Origin of the sequence: Corynebacterium lipophiloflavum DSM 44291 (assembly GCF_000159635.1) — a bacterium.
Lineage (GTDB): Bacteria > Actinomycetota > Actinomycetes > Mycobacteriales > Mycobacteriaceae > Corynebacterium > Corynebacterium lipophiloflavum.
The window spans coordinates 1-1,356 of the sequence record NZ_GG667206.1 but is presented as its reverse complement, the minus strand read 5'-3'; the positions used below and the strand labels follow the sequence as shown (position 1 = coordinate 1,356).

Below are 1,356 nucleotides of genomic sequence, written 5' to 3'. Positions count from 1 at the left end.
GGACCTGACCCCTTGGCGGTGGACACGCTGAAACCAGCATCTCGCTGGGAAAGTGAGGTACCTTTCCACCATGCCACGCAAGACCTACACCGAGCAGTTCAAGCGTGACGCAGTGTCGTTGTACGAGTCGACCCCCGGAGCCACGATCAACGCGATCGCCTCCGATCTCGGGGTCAACCGCAACTCCCTGCGCACCTGGCTCGACGCCTTCGGCACCGGCACCAAAACTAACGCCAACGGTGAAAAAGTCGCCAGCCCGATCGCCGCAGCCAACAGCGAACGCTCCCCGGTTGAAGGACTCTCCGATGCCGAGCGGATCCGCGTGTTGGAACGCGAGAACGTCAAGCTCCGGGAGGAACGAGAGATCCTGCGCAAGGCGGCCAAATATTTCGCGGAAGAGACGAACTGGTGAACCGCTTTCAGTTCGTTGATGACCACCGAGACTTCTACGAGGTCAAGCGGTTATGTGAGGTCCTGAAGGTCAACCGGTCCTCGTATTACAAATGGAAATCTGCTGCTCCTGCCCGCCGGCGACGCCTCGTCGCTGACGCGGCGCTGGGAGCGAGGATCAAGGCCGTGTTCAAGGCCGAGAACGGCTGTTACGGGGCGAAACGTGTAACTGCGACCATCAACGCCGATCCCGCCAACGACCGGGGCAAGGGCGGCCGTCTCAATCACAAGCGCACCGCCCGGCTGATGCGGCAGATGGGCCTTTTCGGCTACACCAGGAAACGCCGGGTGAAGACCACCGTGTCCGCGAAACGTGCGCCTAAATTCCCTGACCTTCTGAAACGCCGGTTCACCGCGGAGAAACCGAACAAGGTCTACGTCGGCGATATCACGTACCTGCCGATCGCGGACGGGTCGAATATGTACCTGGCCACGGTCATCGACTGCTATTCGCGGCAGTTGACCGGTTTCGCGATCGCCGACCACATGCGCACCGAGTTGGTCGAAGAAGCCCTCACGATGGCTCACGGGGTCCGAGGTAGCCTTGACGGGGCGATTTTTCACTCGGATCACGGCAGTGTCTATACCTCTGAGCAGTACCGGAGGTTATGTGAGCGGTTCGGTGTCACCCAGTCGATGGGTACGATCGGGACGAGCGCGGACAACTCGTTGGCGGAGTCGTTCAACGCCTCGTTGAAGCGGGAAGTCCTGAAGGACGAGCCTGTTTTCGCCAGTCAGCTGGTGTGTCGCCGGGACGTGTTCCAGTGGTGCATCCGGTACAACACCCAACGGTTGCACTCGTGGTGTGGCTACCGCTCGCCGAACGCCTTTGAAGCCGCCGAATCAGCTACACTTACTATCGCATCTTGATTAAATCCCCGTGTCCACTTTCCAGGGGTCGGGCCC

Annotated in this window: 1 protein-coding gene; it reads left to right on the top strand. The window is 60.4% G+C overall.

Annotated elements, in window-relative coordinates; translation table 11 throughout:
• The first annotated feature begins 70 nt into the window (after positions 1-70).
• Positions 71-1,320, top strand: a protein-coding gene (locus tag HMPREF0298_RS11195; protein WP_136652982.1) for an IS3 family transposase whose coding sequence is annotated in 2 segments (ribosomal slippage) — positions 71-398 and positions 398-1,320 — 1,251 coding nt in all. Because the reading frame shifts where the segments join, the coding sequence is not laid out codon by codon here.
• Positions 1,321-1,356 lie beyond the last annotated feature (36 nt).